The sequence below is a fragment of the Chitinophaga sp. W2I13 genome, assembly GCF_050434005.1.
In the GTDB taxonomy this organism is placed as follows: domain Bacteria; phylum Bacteroidota; class Bacteroidia; order Chitinophagales; family Chitinophagaceae; genus Chitinophaga.
Map to the genome: position 1 here is coordinate 4,577,197 of NZ_JBNPWD010000001.1, position 16,864 is coordinate 4,594,060.

General features: G+C 49.6%; 10 protein-coding genes. 8 read left to right on the forward strand and 2 right to left on the reverse strand.

The features are described from left to right. The first annotated feature begins 6 nt into the window (after window positions 1–6). Genes QFZ48_RS18920 through QFZ48_RS18955 form a run of 8 tightly spaced genes read left to right on the forward strand, consistent with a single transcriptional unit; the run spans window position 7 to window position 11,620 of the window. Window positions 7–1,716, forward strand: coding sequence for a hypothetical protein (locus QFZ48_RS18920; RefSeq protein WP_429063243.1), 1,710 nt, complete (start codon window positions 7–9; stop codon window positions 1,714–1,716). A gap of 7 nt (window positions 1,717–1,723) precedes the next feature. Then, window positions 1,724–2,902 (forward strand): hypothetical protein, encoded by a 1,179-nt coding sequence (locus QFZ48_RS18925; protein ID WP_429050521.1) that lies wholly within the window; start codon window positions 1,724–1,726, stop codon window positions 2,900–2,902. Window positions 2,903–2,952: 50 nt separating this feature from the next. Further along, window positions 2,953–4,014, forward strand: coding sequence for a fasciclin domain-containing protein (locus tag QFZ48_RS18930; RefSeq protein ID WP_429063244.1), 1,062 nt, complete (start codon window positions 2,953–2,955; stop codon window positions 4,012–4,014). Window positions 4,015–4,024: 10 nt separating this feature from the next. Further along, a complete protein-coding gene (locus QFZ48_RS18935; RefSeq protein ID WP_429063245.1) occupies window positions 4,025–4,225 on the forward strand; it encodes a hypothetical protein in 201 nt (66 codons plus the stop codon). Continuing rightward, complete coding sequence (locus tag QFZ48_RS18940; RefSeq protein ID WP_429063246.1) at window positions 4,210–5,217, forward strand: fasciclin domain-containing protein; 1,008 nt, start codon at window positions 4,210–4,212, stop codon at window positions 5,215–5,217. The genes QFZ48_RS18935 and QFZ48_RS18940 overlap by 16 nt, the downstream gene beginning before the upstream one ends. 12 nt (window positions 5,218–5,229) lie before the next feature. After that, window positions 5,230–6,207 (forward strand): fasciclin domain-containing protein, encoded by a 978-nt coding sequence (locus QFZ48_RS18945; protein ID WP_429063247.1) that lies wholly within the window; start codon window positions 5,230–5,232, stop codon window positions 6,205–6,207. A gap of 2 nt (window positions 6,208–6,209) precedes the next feature. Then, on the forward strand, window positions 6,210–9,446 hold the full coding sequence (locus tag QFZ48_RS18950; protein WP_429063248.1) for a TonB-dependent receptor: 3,237 nt from the start codon (window positions 6,210–6,212) through the stop codon (window positions 9,444–9,446). A gap of 20 nt (window positions 9,447–9,466) precedes the next feature. Then, window positions 9,467–11,620 carry an IPT/TIG domain-containing protein gene (locus tag QFZ48_RS18955; RefSeq protein WP_429063249.1) on the forward strand — a complete coding sequence of 718 codons (2,154 nt, stop codon included), beginning with the start codon at window positions 9,467–9,469 and terminating at the stop codon, window positions 11,618–11,620. A gap of 75 nt (window positions 11,621–11,695) precedes the next feature. On the opposite strand, the gene QFZ48_RS18960 is transcribed toward QFZ48_RS18955, so the two are convergent. Next, window positions 11,696–13,174 (reverse strand): RagB/SusD family nutrient uptake outer membrane protein, encoded by a 1,479-nt coding sequence (locus QFZ48_RS18960; RefSeq protein ID WP_429063250.1) that lies wholly within the window; start codon window positions 13,172–13,174, stop codon window positions 11,696–11,698. Between the two features lie 26 nt (window positions 13,175–13,200). Further along, a complete protein-coding gene (locus tag QFZ48_RS18965) occupies window positions 13,201–16,353 on the reverse strand; it encodes a SusC/RagA family TonB-linked outer membrane protein (protein ID WP_429063251.1) in 3,153 nt (1,050 codons plus the stop codon). Window positions 16,354–16,864 lie beyond the last annotated feature (511 nt).

Consider the following 16,864-nt stretch of genomic DNA (forward strand, 5'->3'; position numbering starts at 1 on the left):
ATGAAAATGAAAATTACATATATAGGGATGGCTGCTGCGCTCTTGTTCAGCGCCTGCAGCAAGAAACTGGACTACACCTACGATAACCGATTTATTCAACAGCCGGTTACTGCGTCCACCGTTCGCCTGGTAAACCTCGTAGGCGCCACAGAATTAACTATTGCCGGGCAACCGCTCACCAGCTTTATAGCCCCGGATGATGAAGGCTATTATGGCCCCAATGAAACCCGCGCTACCCGCTGGTTCCCGGAAAATGGCCGCCTCGGTACCACATTCACCATTCCGGCGGAATTACTGAAAAATGGCCGCGCAGATAGTATCCTGTTCAGCAGCCTGTCTCCAAAGTTATCGGTGCCACCACCGCGTCCTTTTAGTGTGCAGGAAGAAGTGAACAACCCTTCGGATTATTACTTCGTGCGCTTCCGGCCCAACGCCGCCGGCTTCACGGATTCGCTGTTCCGCATTCCCCGGGCTGTTTCGCCGGCATCAGATCCGGCCGGGTTTAAGGTGCGGCTGCTTAATCTGAGTTCCATGCCGGCCGGCAATTCCATGCCGGGCCTTTTCCGCCACGGACCAATGACGCTCACGCTGGCAGATGGCACTGCTGTACCCGGCCTGACCAACATCATGCCCGGCGCTTATTCCGGTTATGTGGAACTGCCCTACGGTACCTATCAGTTTAAAGTACTCAGCAGCGAAGGAAAAGAAGTGCCGGCAAGCGGGGAATATAATTTACTCAACCCCGTAACCGGCACGTTAATGGACCAGCAGGGAACACCCGGCATCGGTGGCAATAAGGATACCTGGCTTACCTATGCACCGCTGAAAACATTCCAGCCCGGCGGTATCTATACCATCGTGGTGGCATATAACTACGATACCAAAGTGCCTACCGGTAACCCCAACGGGGAAACTACCATCACAGAAAATAATTCTTTTCGCATCATCGCAGATATATCCGAGCCGGTGAATATGACCTACGCCCGCATGCAGGGCATCAATGTAGCCGCCGGCAGGAAAATATCCTGGCAGGTAGATGGTCAACCGATGGGAGCCACACTGGACTACACCCAACAAACCACCTATAGCCGGTATATAACGGGCACGCATATAGTAAAAGCAATAGACGAAAAAGGACAGGTGCTGGCAGAACGCTCCCTGCCGCTGCAGCCAGGCGATAACCTTACGCTATGGTACTACCAGCATAAAGATGGCGCCCCTGCGATCACTTTCTCTGCCAATAACCTGAGCGGGAAATTCTATGGCGGTACAGCTACCGACAACGGTACTTACGGCATGTTCAAAGACAGCTACCCCTGCTGGATCCGTTTTATGAACTTCTGTCCCGACCTGGAGGAAATGACTTTCACCACGGACAATGGTCTTCCATTTCCCAACCCGGTGAATATCCCTAACGCAGCGGCACAGCATATCGAATTGGGAACTCCGGTAACAGACAACCCGTACGTGATGATGTTTGTCAATTTTCCGCAAAGGATCCTGGCATACGCATCGGCACCCGGCATCCTTCCTGGCAACTGGATCCGCACCATCACCCCGCTGAAGAGCCGCCAGTTTATTGCCCGTCCTGAACTTTATAAAACACCGGAGCTGCCGCAAAGTGAGCCCGGTATCTATACGGTAGCGCTCATTGGCAGCACATCCGCCAATGCCACGGAAAAAGCCCGGATGATTATTGTGAAACACAACAACTGAGTTAAGTATGAAGTCGAAATATTTTTTGCTGCTTTTATGTGCCATCGCCCTGCTCTTTAACAGCTGCCGCAAAACGGATTATGCCACCCTGAACAGCCCGGCGTATCTCCGCGTGTTCAACTGCCTGGAGTACAACGCCACGCTCGATAATAAAGATGTGCCGGTGCCTTTCCTCGTGTTCCTGGTAGATCCTGTAATGGATGATGCAGGCGTACCGGTAAACGCCGCTATCACCGGCGATTTCCTGGATCGCCGCAGCGAATGGGCTATGCCTTACCCCGATGCCGCCAGCAATGTGATCTGGCAAAAGGAATATCCCGGTACCAAAAGAGTACTGGCCGGTCCAATATTAAATGGATATGATCTGTCCAGCTGGGCGCAGGTGCCGTCAGGAAAACATCACATTGTTTTCCGTACCCGGCCGCTGAACAACACGCCTTACTTCGAACTGGATAAACTGGAAAGAGGTGTTACCCTGATCGATACAACTATCGATCTCACCGCCGGTGAAGTATATACCATGCATGCACTCATTGCGGAATATACAAGCCAGCAGCCGTTTATGTACCTGCGCCAGGAAACGTTTACCAAACAGCCTTTTGCGGATTCTATGGTGTATGTAAATTTTTACAACCTCAGCTCGAAAAACTGGTACCGGCTGGCGCCCAATGAAATCACCAACCAATACCTGGTGAGCACGAAGCTGCAGGATACCATGCAGGTGTATTATTCACTGAATAAAAGAAAGGATGCCATTCTCACCCCTTTACCAGGTTACAGGGGCGTACCTATGGGGCAAATCATACATTCCCTGGAACCCCGTGTGGCGCCATATTACAGCTTCCCGCTGTTTGCAGATACCAGCGGCAATAAAATCTTTACAGGTAACATGAGCCAGCAGTTCGGATTTTTTGGAGCAGGGTTTTCCCCGGAAAACCTCGGCTATCCCGACTTCCTGCCGGTAGGCGCCTACTCAGCGCTTATCCTCGGCGATTACGGGGATGCTAACAAAACTTCTCACCTGCCTTTCAAAATAAGAACAGACCTGCGCACAGGACTCATCGTCAGTATTCATTCCGGTACTGCCAACCCACGCTCTTTTGCTACGGTAAATACCATTGAATACATCAACCGCAAGTTTTATGTAACCACCATCCAGCGGAAGTTTGCGCCGCCTGTTTATTAACATCTTATTGTATGAATATGCTGAATATAACTTTTAAAAGATTTAGGGAGATGATGGGACTGCTGTTAGTGTTGCTGATGGCAGGGTGCAGTAAAGATGACCTCATCCCCCCGGTAGATAGAACCACGATCCCCCGTAACATAGGGGTGTTCATTGAAAATAACTACGACCTGAGCCTGTTAAGCGCCGCCCTCAAAAAAACCGGTTTGCTGGATTCATTAAACCAGCCGGGAGCCACCACGCTCTTCGCACCGGATAACGCGGCCTTTAACAGGATAGGTATCAGCACACCCGCAGAGATAGACCGTATGGACGTGGACAGCCTGCGGTTTATGCTGCGGTATCACATGATCCGCAACCGGTATTTTATTACCACTTTCCCCAAACAGATGGATAATAAGTATCTCTCCCTCACCGGTGACGCACTCTATGTGTCTGTAGATAAACAGGAGCAATTTATCAAAGACGACATCTTCACATTTGTGAATGGCGCCTACATCATGACCGGCGCCAAACGCAATATCGCACTGGCCAACGGGGTAATCCACATCCTCGCCAAACCATTGCAGTATAAAAAGGAAACAGTACAGGACTATATCTCTAAAGATACCAGTCTTGCCCTCTTCGCCGCTGTCTTGAAACAGTTCAATCTCTGGGATGATCTGAAAATAAAAGATCCGCTTACCTTATTCGCACCGGATAACAACGCTTTCCTGAAGTACGGCTTAACAGCAGGGAAAATTGCCACCCTGAAGCCAGCAGATTACAAACCACTCACCTTCGGCATCTATACCCTCATGATGCGGCCTATGCATATTTTTTCTACCGATGGCTACATCCTGTCTGGCACAAACGTATACGGCGCCAATGTGATTTACTTCAACGATACTTACAGTATCACCCCCAATTATATACGGAATAACTACAACGGTACAGAACAATCGGCGGTCTACATCGGCAAAAGAATGGGCATAAACTGGGGCTCAAACGAAGAAGGACCTGCCACAGTACAATATAAAGGTGGACTCACAAATGCTGATCACCTCTGCAGCAACGGTATTGTACATGTGATAGACGACCTGGTGTTTAACCCGGATTTAATGAAGCAATAAAATGAATCAGATGAAATTACAGATACACGTACTCTTATTACTGTTGCTGGTGGCGGCCGGTTGCCGCAAACAGGATATCGAACCGGAGCCGGTGGGCAACCCGGTGCCGCATGAAGCCGGCCCGGATAAAACCTGGCAACAACTGCTGGCTGCTCTCCGTATACCCGTTTCCGTGAGGCATGGCAATTGTCCGGCATGGATGAAAAAGTAAAGCAATCCGGGTCAGGTTTCTACACGGTGCTGGTACCCTCAGATAAAGCTTTTGATGAAGCCGGATGGACCACCGCAAAAATAAAAGCCGCCACCAAAGAAGAACTGGATGAACTGCTCACCATATATGTGATGCCTGCCCGCCTCACACCGGAAAACATTGCAGCAGTACCCGGCAACACGCCCGGCGCTACCCTGTCAGAGCGCTCAATGGCGGGCCGGGACAACTGGTACAGCAAAAACTATATCGATTTCCTGTTCCTCGGCAAACATGGCGACAGCCTCCTGGTAAACGGCATTGCCCAGGCTAGATGGGGCCAATACCAGGAAGCTGTCAACGGCCTCATTTACCCGGTAGAACATTGCATCACCAAACCACAGCAAACAATGTGGGAGTACATCAGCACAGAACCCCGCTTCAGCCTCTACCGCGATGCACTGCTCATATGCGATAGCCTCTACAACTCGGTATGGATGAATATGGGTATCATGACCCTGCTGCAATCGTCAGAATCGCTTGCGCAATTCACCTTGTACGCACCCAACAACAACGCATTTATAAAGAATGGATTTCATAATGCAGATGATATCCTGAATTATTGCCTGCGCTCCTGGCCATTGCCGCCCGGCGACTATGATGAAAATATGTACTACCAGCAGCCGGTGACAGCGATCGACTCCATTCTTTTTGCACACGGTGTGGAAGTATACATCGCCTCGCAGCTCAACGGCGATGCAAGAATAGGACCGGTATACTTCTCCAACGATCTCGCCGATAATGCACAGCAGCTTAGCGGGTTGATGCTCCTGAAAGGACAGCTATATGGCAGTCCGCCGGTATACATCAGTCTTGATTTTATCAGCAACAACGGGCAACCCGGCGTAAAAAGACACGCTGCAAACACTCCATATACCGGTCTCAAAAACAAGGATATCCGTGTGCTCAACGGCGTGATCCATGAAGTAGATGATCTTTTCAAATGGCCTAACTAAACAAATGTACCCATGAAAATATTGAAGTATACCGGCGTGCTGTTAATGCTGCTGTCGGCCTGTACAAAAGACAATGATAAGGTGGCCGGTACGGACGAAAACAACCGCCTCACCTACGTCATCGATGATAATAAATTCAACTTCTCCGCTTTCAGCACTGCCCTGAGCAGAACCCGTTACCGCACCACACTGGCCGGCCCCGGCCCATATACAGTGATGATACCGGATAACAACGCCTTTTCAAAAGCAGGCTATAGCACCGATCAGTCAGTGCTGGTAGAAGATGGTACCATCCTCGGTAACCTGGTCTCTTATCATGTTGTGAACGGCGTCTGGGAACTGAACAAACTACCGTTTAAATTCAACCAGGAAATTGCCGCTATCACGGGCGCGAAGATGTTCGTTACCCGCTGGGTGAAAGGAACAGATACACTGCTCACCATCAACGGCACGCCATTACTCGCTTACAACCTGCCCGCCAGCAACGGCGTAATACAGGTGCTGGATAATGTGCTGCAGCCATTGGTACATAAAACATTGTCGGACGCTATATCTTCAGACACCACGCTCACCTTCCTGAACGTAGCGCTTCAACAGGCGGGAATGAAACAGCTGCTCACTACCGGTAACACCTACACGTTTTTTGCACCCTCCAACACAGCCTTCCGCAGCGCAGGTTTTTCTTCTGCAGATAGTATCAACGCAACAGATCCTGCCGTGCTGCGGGAGTTATTGCAATACCATTTGTTCTCCGGCAGGAAATTCATATACGATTATATCCTCACCACCGGTGACTCCAATCAAACAGAACAGGCCATGCTTAACGGTAACAACGTGAAGATCGGCCTGCTGAAATCCGGTGTGAAATACACGGGTATCAGCATCACCGGACCCGGTAATACCGCGGCCGCACAGGTGAAGAAAGCCAACGTTATGGCCGGCAACGGCGTACTCCACATCATAGACCAGGTACTAAAAGAAAATCAGTAGTGATGAAGAAAATTTTATACATAGCTTACTTGTTCACCGTACTGCTGGCTACCAGCCCCTTGGCATACGCACAGGAAACAAACGGCACACTAAGCGGGAAGATCACCAGCGATAAAAACGAACCGCTCATCGGCGTTACGGTACTGGCCATCCACGAGCCTTCGGGTACAAAGTACGGCGCAATCACCACCGCCGATGGCCGCTACTATTTACCCGGCCTGCGTATCGGCGGTCCTTACTCGGTAAGCATCACCATGATGGGAATGCAACCGCAGAAAAGAGAACAGCTCAACGTCCGCCTCGGCGAACCCGTACAACTCAATGTGGTAATGGCTGTTGCCGGTAAAGATCTTGCTGCTGTAACTATCAAAGGCACAAAGAAAACCGCTTCCGCCAATACTACCGGCGCAGGGCAAAACATCAGCCGCACACAACTGGCAAACATGCCTACCATTTCGCGCAGCCTTCAGGATATGACAAAGATGGTTCCGCAGGGCAGCCGTGATAACTCCTTTGCAGGTACCAATTTCCGCTATAACAACGTAACCATCGATGGTGCTATCAACAACGATGCTATTGGCTTCAGCCCCTCTGCAGGAGGCATTACCGGCAGCTCCGGCATGCCCGGCTCCAGTACCCGCACCAACGCCGTGTCGCTGGATGCCATAGAAGACATGCAGGTATACCTCGCCCCCTTTGATGTGAAGATCGGCAACTTCACCGGCGGCAGCATCAACGCCGTTACACGCAGCGGTACCAATACGGTAACAGGCTCGGTGTATGGCTTTGGCCGCAACGCTGCGCTCACCGGTAAAGGTCCCAATGGCAAAATGAACAGCGACTTCCACGACTATCAGGCCGGCGTCCGGATAGGATTCCCCATCATAAAAAATAAACTGTTCTTTTTTACCAACGAAGAAATAACTTCCCGCCAGGACCCTGCACAGCTGCTGGCCGGTCAACCGGAAACGGCGCAGATCCTCAGCGTCAAAGATGCAGACGATATCCGCAACGCTACGCTGAGCCGTTATGGTAAAGGATTTGATCCCGGTACTGCCGGTAATTACACGGCATACTCCCGCTCGCAGAAATTCTTTAACCGCATCGATTGGAACATCAACGATAAACACCAGCTCTCCTTTCGCAATAATACCATTCTGTCTAAAGCCATGAACATGGACCGGGATCAACAGGATTTCCGGTTCAGCAGCATGGCCTATCAACAGGTGAATAACCAGAGCTCCACCGTGATGGAAGTGAAGTCACGGTTCAATAACCGCTGGTCCAACAGTTTCATCGCAGGATTCAGCGTAGTACACGATAAGCGCAACCCCGGTTCAGATCCGTCACTGCCACAGGTGCAGATCACCGGCCGCACACCCGGTACTACCATCTACCTCGGTACTGACCGCGAGGCGAGCATCTTTGATATGAAACAACGTACCATCGAAATCTCTGATAACCTTACCTTCAGAAAAGGAAAACATACCATATTACTCGGCACCCACAATGAACTGTATCATATCGATTATGGCTTTGTGAATAGCTGGAATGGGAGAGTGGATTACCTGAGTATTGAAGATTATCTTAACAACAATCCTTACCGTGTTCGTGGCAGTTACAACTATACCAATAACAGCCGCGAATACATCCTCGCGCACCCGGAAGCGCAGTTTAATATAAACATGCACAGCGTATACGCACAGGATGAAATACAGGTAACAGACAAGTTGAAGGTGATCCCCGGTATACGTGCCGATTATACCTGGCTGCCAGAGAAACCCGCCTTGAGTGATAAAACACAGAACGCCTATACCGATGGTTCTTTTGGTAACACCTACGCCTATACGCCGCTGAACCGCATCAATAATGGCTACCTGGGCAAAGTGCAGTTGTCGCCCCGCCTCGGCTTCCGCTACGATTGGAAAAACGATCAAAGCCTTATCCTCCGCGGTGGTACCGGCCTGTTCACCGGCCGCATCCCTTTTGCCTGGATCGCCTATGCCTATTATAACAACGGCGTCAACTACGGCTCCTTTGATCAGAAAGCAGATACAAAAGTATTTGTGCCCGGCAGCGATCCGCTGCAACCCAATCCTAACGGTATCGCGCAGTTTATTGAGCAAAACGGCGCACAGATGAACAACCGGAATGCAGGTAAAACACAGGTGGATGTAATTGATAATAACTTCGTGATGCCGCAGGTATGGCGCAGCAGCCTGGGACTGGATTATGTGAGCCCGGCAGGATTTAAATACACCGTGGAAGCGATGTACACCAAAACGCTGAAGGACGTATTATTTCAGCAGGTGAATATCAAAGATGATCCAAAGTATTATGCTTATGATAAAGACCGGCAGCAACCGATTTACAGCGGTACTACAGATCCGCATTTCTCTAACGCCTACCTGTTGAGCAATACAAAAAAGGGTTACCGCTACAGCTTCACCGGTAGCGTCAACCGTAGCTTCCCTTCAGGTATCCAGGCGTCGCTGGCATATACCTACGGCGGTTCCAAAGATATCTCCAACGGTATCCGTAACTCTATGGAAAGCAACTGGCAGCTGAACCAGGCGCTCAGTCCCAATAATCCCGGACTGGCATGGTCCAACTTTGACGTGCGTCACCGTATAGTCGGTAACGTTACTTACCACAAAGCCTGGAGCAACAACTGGGTAACCACCGTTACTATATTCGCCACCGCGCAATCCGGCAGTCCGTTTACCTACGGTGTGGTTAACAACAGCATCCAGGGATTACCACAACAGGTAAGCTTGTTATATATTCCTTATGCAGATGAAGCTATTAATTACTTCCGCGGGAAAGGCATTTCTGCCGAACAGCAGGCAGCTGCTTTTAACGCTTATATAGATGGCGATAAATACCTGCGCGGCCGTCGCGGGCAGTTCACAGAGCGTAATGCCGGCCGCACGCCGTGGAATGTGCAGGCAGATCTGCACTTTGCACAGGAGTATCATTTTGGCGGAAAGCAGTTCATCACTTTTACTGCGGATGTAGTGAATCTGACGCACCTGATCAACAGCAACTGGGGCACGGTATATTTCTCTCCCAATACATTTAACTCCACTGCCAGCACCGGCTTAACACCGGTATTCCCGGCAGGGCAAAACCCCGGCGGATACCCGGTGTATACTTTCGAAAATCCGGGTAAGCCTTACTCCGTTGATTTCCTCAACTCCAGGGCGCAGGTGCAGCTGGGATTAAGATATTCTTTTTAATCAATGTTAATCATCCAACAATGAAATATGCTTTATACCTGCTGCCGGTAATTTTGTTACTGGTGGCAGGCTGCAAAAAAGACCGGGATAATAGCACGGTGGCCATGAATGTAAAAACGTTCTGGCCAAATAGTGGAAATGCGGGTACCATTGTTACCCTGCAGGGACAGGGACTCACCAAAGATGTACAGGTAAGCTTTAACGGCACGGAAGCCAGGGTACTGGATGCGCGCGATTCCGTGCTGATAGTGCTGGCGCCGGACAATGGCAGCACCGGTTCACTTGCTGTAAAGTCCGGCGACCGTAAAATGGAACTTGGCACCTACACTTACCAGGCACTGAGCCTGCATGGTATCAGTCCGGCTAACGGTCCCGCAGGTACGAATATTTCTATCCGCGGCGCGGGCTTCAGCAGCATGGAAGCGCCGGCAAAGGTAGCCATCAATGGAAAGGACGCACTGATCACCGGTGCATCCGATACGTTACTGGTAGCGGCTGTGCCGGAAGGTGCAGGCAGCGGCAAGGTAGTGGTAATGGTAGATGGAAAAGAAGTAAGCGGACCTGATTTCTCTTTCCAGGTCATCAGCAGCATTAAACCGCTGAAGGGTGGTAGCGGCACGGCGGTAACCATTAACGGGGAAGGGTTTAATACCCTGGCCGCCGGCAACAGCGTTACGTTCAATGGTAAAGCGGCGGCGGTTATAAGCGCTGCTGCCGGCAAACTGGTGGTGACAGCGCCGGAAGGCGTAGCTACAGGACCGGTAGTCGTAAGCATCAACGGGCAGAAAACTATTGGCCAGGTGTTTACCGTAGTTCCTAAACCGGTAATCAGAACGGTTACGCCCCTGAGCGCACCGGCAGGTGCTGCTGTGGATATTGCAGGCGATTACTTCAGCACGTTACCCGATGAAGTAACGGTGTCCTTTAACGGGCATGCCGCTATTGTTACTGCCACAACTGATAGGAGCATAAGCGTAAAGGTACCTGCCGGAGCAGGCACCGGGAAAATACAACTCATCGTGAACGGGCAGCAATCGGAAGGACCGCTGTTTAAAGAACAGTCGCTGGGCATTTTACAATTATTACCGGATAACGGTCTCGCAGGTACGGAAGTAACCATAAAAGGGATTGGCTTCAGTACCAACGCGGCAGAGAACATCGTTACCTTCAATGGGGTAGTGGTGCCGGTAACCGCAGCCACCGACAGTACGCTGCGTGTAGTCGCTCCCGTTGGCGTTAGCACCGGCGCGCTGAAAGTAAAAGTAGGCACGCTGGATGCCACAGGCCCGGTATTCCGCAGGGCAGGAGTGATCACGGTTGCAGGCGGCCCGTCACAAACCCTTTTCGATGATCCGAAAGGCGTAGCAGTAGATTCCCGCGGGAATATATTCGTGCTGGATCTGAACGTGATAAAGAAAGTAACGGCCAGCGGGGCGGTGAGCATTTTTGCAGGAAAAACAGATGGCTCCACAGGGAATGTGGATGGCAACGGAACAGCCGCGGCATTCAATTACCCGGTGGCTTGCGTAATAGATGCGCAGGATAATCTCTATGTATGTGATCAGAATAACAGATGCATCCGCAAAATTACGCCGGCCGGCAGTGTAACTACGTTTGCCCGTGTGGCATTTACGCCTATTGGTGTGGGTATTGATAAAAACGGAACAGTGTACATAGGCGCACAATACGCAGGTGTATACCGCCTTGATGGCGCCGGCAATGCCAGCCCGCTGGCGCCGAATGTATATCAGAGCGCACCGGGTACACTGGTAATAGATAATAGTGGAACCCTGTTTTTTGGCGGCGATTCGGATAACCCGTTTGTTTCAAAAATTACAGGTGGCGTTAAAACGCTGTATGCCGGCGGCCAGTATGGCTACGGCGATGGATCGCTTACCGGCGCACAATTCAGCATTATCTCCGGCATGGCCCGCAACGCGGTAACCGGCGAAATGTACGTGGCAGATAATAATGCCATCCGGTTAATCGCCAACGACCAGGTAACACGGATCACAGGCTGGAAAGGCGGTAGTAACCCGGTATCAGGAAACGATGACGGAACGTTGAACCAGGCCACCTTTAACAGCATTAATGGTATTTGTACAGATAAGGAAGGGAATATTTATGTAGTAGAGCGGTTTGGAAAAGCGGTAAGAAAAATTATCCTGCAATAATTTTTTTAGAAAGAAGAACGAAGGGGCTGGCCAGATTACTGGCCAGCCCCTTCGTTATGAATAAGTGTTATGGCTTTAGTAGCCAGGATTCTGTTTCATGTTTGGATTACGTTCTACTTCCGCGTTTGGCAGCGGGAATACCACTGCATCATCATTCCACTCCTGTGCATCTACGCCGCCGTGGGCAGGAATTGCACGGTGTGTTCTCAGGAAGTCGAATTCGCCATGTCCTTCGAAAGCCAGTTCTATTCTGCGTTCGGTGAGGATATCGTTGATCAGTGCCGCCTGTGTTAACGGGGCCAGTACCTTAGCCTTGGCCCTTGTCCTGATGGCATTCAGCAGGGTGATAGCTTCGGGATTAGCTACGCCGGGAGTTAGCCTGGCCAATGCTTCTGTTTTGGTGAGCATCACTTCTGCCAGGCGTACAACGGGCACCCAGGCATCTACGGTGCTGGCGCCAAAAAATTTCTTGGTATAAAATGCGGTGGTATCGCCACCACTGATGGTATAAGTAAACAGTGGTTTCGCCCGCAGATCGGTGAAACGATCGAAATTGGGGAGCGTCAGGTAGGTCTGGCTGATGGTGATATCACCCCTGCCTGAACTGCCATAATGCTGGCCGATGGCGTTATTGGTATTCGGGTTATCACCGGAGCTCATGGCTACAGAGAAAATGCGTTCCAGGGAAGTCTGGTAGTTTGTGGAAGACCATACATCGGCTGGCGTGGCGTCGAGGTCGTAACCAAAGGACGACAGCAGTACGCTGTCTGCATAGTCACGGGCTTTGGCCCAGTTGCCTTCATACAGGTAGATGCGGGAAAGCAGTGCATGGGCGGCGCCTTTGGTGGCACGGCTGCGGTCATTGTAATCATCACCGGTGGTAACAGGAAGTACGGCTGCTGCTTCAGTGAGATCTTTGATCATCTGGTCATAAACTTCCTTCACCGTGTTGCGGGGAACTTTATTCTTCGGATCAATGGCTTCGCCACCATCCTTTGCAGCGGTGAGTATCAACGGCACGCCCATATGTCCGGCATCAGCCTGGTAAGTATAGGTTTGTGCATAGGTATTTACCAGGAAGAAGTACGTGAGGGCACGGATAAATTTTGCCTCTGCGTAATAGCCTGCTGCTACCTCTGCGCCAACTACACTTTCATGATCTTTCAGGTTCTGCGAGAAATAATTGCTTTCAAAAATGGTCCTGTATCCGCCCGACCAGCAGTTGAACGCATACACATTGTTGGAAAGCATATTAAAAGTAGGTACATTACCAAAATAAGAGGAGATATTTACATCCACTGATCTCACGTCCGAGTAGATCAGTACACGGCCCCCCAGGAATTCTCCGTTCTGCAGGGCATCGTACATACCGATCGCGGACTTTTCAATTCTTTCCGGTGTGCTGAAGGCTTCCTCCGGCGTCAGTTTGGAAAAGGGGATCTGGTCATTTACCTTGGAGCAGGAAAACAGCATCGAAGATGCTATCGCTACTGCGCCAATGGCCAAACCTATGCTTGTTTTTTTCCGGGAGTTCGGTTTATATTTTAATTCCATAATTCAGTTTTTTTAATCGCTAACAATTAGAATCCAACATTTAAGCCCAGCATGAATATTCTTGGTAAAGGCATACCCCTGTTATCTGTTCCGTAGTTGATATTGCTATCACGGTTGGTATTGATTTCAGGATCAGCGCCTGTATATTTGGTAATGATAAAGGCATTTTGAACGAGGGCGTAAACGCGCAGGCTGTTCAAACCGATTTTATCTTTGATGCCAGGGAAAGTATAACCGAGGCTGATTTCACGACCTCTCAGGAAATCGCCTTTTTCCATCCAGCGGGTGGATGCCTGGTTGGTTGGCGCGTCAGAGAGTACCAGCTTGGGAACATCCGTGTTTTTATTTTCGGGAGTCCATCTGTTTTTGATTTCCTGCAGGTTGTTCTGGAAATAGTTGCTCATCAGGGCAGCCCTGGTGGAATTGTATACATAGTTACCGCCACTGTACTGAAGCAGGATACTCAGGTCAATGCCTTTATAGTTGAAAGTGTTATTGAAACCACCATACCAGGTTGGGTAACCGGATTTATCCTGGTACTGAGCGTCAGAGCCTGTAACAGCGCTCATTGGCTTGGTACCGTCCGGAGAAGTCCATTTCCTGGCAGTAGGTACGTTAGGGTCTAAGTTGTACATCACCAGTTCGCCTTTGGCGTTGTAGTACATTGGATTACCATTATCCGGGTTTACGCCGCCCCATTCGATCAGCTTGAACACGCCCAGGGTTTTGCCAACGCTGACACGGTTGTTTCCTTTGATGATATCAGATCCATCAGCAGTGGCCGTCACCCTGTTTTTAATAATGGTGAAGTTAATGCTGGAATTCCAGCTAAAGTCCCTGGTAGTAATGTTCTGGGTATTTAATGTCAGTTCCAGTCCCTTATTCCACATGGTGCCGATGTTGGTAGTGAGGATAGAACCCACCGCACCGGTAACAGGGTCCCAGGGCGTACCCACGGTAGCCAGGATAGGCGCATCCAGGATCAGGTGGTCGATATTACTGTGGAAGTAGTCGGCCACAAAAGTGATCTTGTTTTTCAGCAGGGTAACGTCCACGCCTATATCCAGTTTCTTTGATTTTTCCCATTGCAGGTTAGGATCACCGATCTGTGCAACACCAAATCCATTGATATCGCCATACTGTCCGCCGCCATACAAGGAACGGAAGGCGTATGCACGGATGTTGGAGTTACCCACCATACCATAACTGGCTCTGAGTTTCAGGTCGCTGATCAGGGAGATATTATCTTTAAAGAAGCCTTCTTCAGAAATTCTCCATCCCACAGATACGCCGGGGAAGTAACCACGGCGGTTATTGGAACCGAAGTCAGAATAAGCATCTGCTCTCAGGGTTGCATCAAAGTAGTATTTTGATCCGTAGTTATAACCTATCTTACCGAAGTAAGACTCGAATGAGGTGGCAACGCGGCCACCACCGGTATAGCTGTTTTCAGAGCCGGCAAATAAACCGTCATAGATTTCTTTAAAATAAGAATCTGCCAGGTTACCCTGTCCGGTGTATAACTGTTTCTGTTCAGTATGTTGGGATTCCTGACCTATTGTAGCGCTGATGAAATGAAGGTTGTTGATGGATTTCGTATAGGTGGCGAAGTTAGACCAGTTCCACAGGTTCTGGCGGAAGAGGTTTTCCTGCACCAGGCCATTGTTGCCTAATCCCAAACCTGCCTGTAACGGTCCGCTGTACTGGTCTTCAAAGTTCTGCACCAGGTCAACACCAAACCGGGAAGTTATTTTCAAACCGGTGATAGGCTCAATTTCTATATAAGCGCTGGATAATACGCGGGTGGCGGTATTATCATTCCTTCCAAACTGTAAGTTGGACAGCGGGTGGAAGAAACGGTTCAGTTTATTGGTCGTAATGTTATTACCATCTGCCAGATCTCCGTTGCTGGATTTGATATACAGGTTGCCGTTTTTGTCATACACCGGTACGTTCGGCATCGCGTTGTATGCAGAGAAGGTGGAACCTGCGAGGTATCCGTCGGACAATACGCCGTTATTCAAAGACTTGGAGCTGTATAAAGAGATACCTGATTTCAACCATTTTTTAGGGGTTACATCCAGGTTCATACGGATGCTACCTCTGCGTAAACGGTTAACAAGCACCATACCCTGCTGATCGGCATATTCACCGGATGCATAAAATTTCGCTTTCTCCGTGCCGCCGGCGAGTGATAACTGGTGATTCTGGATAACGCCGGTGCGGAACACTTCATCCAGCCAGTCCGTTCTGTCTGGTTTGCCATCGCCGTTTATGTCAACGTCTTTTGCCAGGATGGGAGTAACGCCGCCTGTTTTAGTAGCGTTCTTTGCTTTTTCATTCTGGATAATAGTGAAGTCATCGCCGTTCAGCAGTTTTGGTAATCTCACGGCTTTGCTCATACCCACGTATCCGTTGTAGTTTACATTGATAGTGCCGTTTTTACCTCTTTTAGTGGTAATGATAATTACACCGGCAGCAGCGCGGGAACCGTACAATGCACTGGCAGCGGCATCTTTCAGCACATCCACCGATTCAATGTCGTTGGGGTTGATGTCTGCAAGCGGGTTGTAACGGGTACCGTTACCACTGTTGAAAACGTTCAGGTTAGTGAGGGAGTTTACCGGGATACCATCCACTATTACCAGTGGCTGCGAGCTGTTGGTAATGGAGTTAATGCCCCTGATGCGGATGTTTACGTTGTCGCCCAGTACACCGGAGTTGGTACTGATGTTCACACCGGCAGCGCGGCCAGTTAACGCCTGGTCAAAGCTGGTGGCAGGGCGGTTATTGACAAGTCCGGCTGATACATGACTCACAGAAGAAGTCACATCTTTTCTTTTCAGCTCTCCATAACCGGTTACAAGTATTTCATTCAGTACTTTATTGCTGCCGGATAAGGCAACATTAATGTTTTGGCGATTGCCGGGTTTTTCTTCTTTCGTTTCATAGCCAACAAAAGAAAACAGTAAGATGGTATTGGCATCTGCCTGGATGGTAAATTTACCGTCGGGGCCTGATACAACGCCTGTTTTGGTACCCTTGATGATTACAGATACGCCGGGCAGGTCTTGTCCGTCCTGGGCATCTGTTACCTTACCAGTAATCGTTCGGGTCTGGGCATAGGAATGCACCACACCGATGGCTAGTAAAAGCCATAGTAGTAAACCTTTTTTCATACGGTTTCAATTTGGTTTAGATATATAAGAAAATGTTGCGGGCGGGCGGCCTTGTGTCAGATTTTGGTTCAATTCATCGGGTTATTGCCAATCGCAGTCGCCTGCCTTGTTCATAGTTATACAGATTTTGGTTTAAAGATGAAGTCAATTTATTCTGATGGATCAACTATTATTTTCTATAGGAATCTAAAGCCTGGTAAGGCTTATAGCATTGTGCTAATTTTGTTGTTTACAGATCATGCTTCCCCGGACGGACTAAATCCGGCGCACAAATTTGCTATATAAAAGGCTAAATGCAGCATCCGCTTGTAGTTGGCAACACTACAACCAATGATACCTATGCTTCCAGAACCAGTTGGAATTAAAATACGTCCTCAATAAGCAAATAGTAATAACAAAAAACAATCAGTACAGCATGTTCAAATTTTGGTTATAGGGTCCATGTCAGGTTACAGCGGGTCAAGGCTGAAAACAAAACAGGATGATTCTCATTAGCGGCATAAAAATATAC

What these genes read in the sequence shown, in the direction of transcription:
- QFZ48_RS18950 (WP_429063248.1), top strand. Translation starts at nt 6,210, where the DNA reads ATGAAGAAAATTTTATACATAGCTTACTTGTTCACCGTACTGCTGGCT.
- QFZ48_RS18935 (WP_429063245.1), top strand. Translation starts at nt 4,025, where the DNA reads ATGAAATTACAGATACACGTACTCTTATTACTGTTGCTGGTGGCGGCC.
- QFZ48_RS18965 (WP_429063251.1), bottom strand. Translation starts at nt 16,353, where the DNA reads ATGAAAAAAGGTTTACTACTATGGCTTTTACTAGCCATCGGTGTGGTG.
- QFZ48_RS18955 (WP_429063249.1), top strand. Translation starts at nt 9,467, where the DNA reads ATGAAATATGCTTTATACCTGCTGCCGGTAATTTTGTTACTGGTGGCA.
- QFZ48_RS18925 (WP_429050521.1), top strand. Translation starts at nt 1,724, where the DNA reads ATGAAGTCGAAATATTTTTTGCTGCTTTTATGTGCCATCGCCCTGCTC.
- QFZ48_RS18920 (WP_429063243.1), top strand. Translation starts at nt 7, where the DNA reads ATGAAAATTACATATATAGGGATGGCTGCTGCGCTCTTGTTCAGCGCC.
- QFZ48_RS18960 (WP_429063250.1), bottom strand. Translation starts at nt 13,174, where the DNA reads ATGGAATTAAAATATAAACCGAACTCCCGGAAAAAAACAAGCATAGGT.
- QFZ48_RS18930 (WP_429063244.1), top strand. Translation starts at nt 2,953, where the DNA reads ATGATGGGACTGCTGTTAGTGTTGCTGATGGCAGGGTGCAGTAAAGAT.
- QFZ48_RS18940 (WP_429063246.1), top strand. Translation starts at nt 4,210, where the DNA reads ATGGATGAAAAAGTAAAGCAATCCGGGTCAGGTTTCTACACGGTGCTG.
- QFZ48_RS18945 (WP_429063247.1), top strand. Translation starts at nt 5,230, where the DNA reads ATGAAAATATTGAAGTATACCGGCGTGCTGTTAATGCTGCTGTCGGCC.